This is a genomic window from Micromonospora coerulea (genome assembly GCF_016598485.1).
Classification (GTDB): Bacteria; Actinomycetota; Actinomycetes; order Mycobacteriales; family Micromonosporaceae; genus Micromonospora; species Micromonospora coerulea.
Genome location: NZ_JAEMUW010000136.1, coordinates 1 through 232, shown reverse-complemented (window position 1 = coordinate 232; position 232 = coordinate 1). Strand labels below are relative to the sequence as shown.

The window sequence follows — 232 nt, the reverse complement described above, 5'->3', positions numbered from 1 at the left end:
CATCGCATGCACCTGGCCGACGCCAAGGCCCGCCGCCGTGCCGTGGCCCGCCGGTCGCCGAAACCCGGTGAGAAGGGGTCCCGGCGGTGGCGCAAGTACCGGCGTCGGGCACGCCTGGTGGAGGGCCGGCACCGGCGGCGGGTCCGTCAGGCCCAGCACGAGGCCGCCCGCAGCGTCGTGTCGTGGGCGGTGGAGCAGCGGGTGGGTGTGCTGCACGTCGGCGACCCCCGCG

Annotated in this window: 1 protein-coding gene; it reads left to right on the top strand. The window is 77.6% G+C overall.

Features of this window, described 5'->3' with window-relative positions; translation table 11 throughout:
* On the top strand, positions 1-232 hold a 232-nt coding region (locus tag I8N68_RS32605), incomplete at both ends, for a hypothetical protein (RefSeq protein ID WP_200216947.1).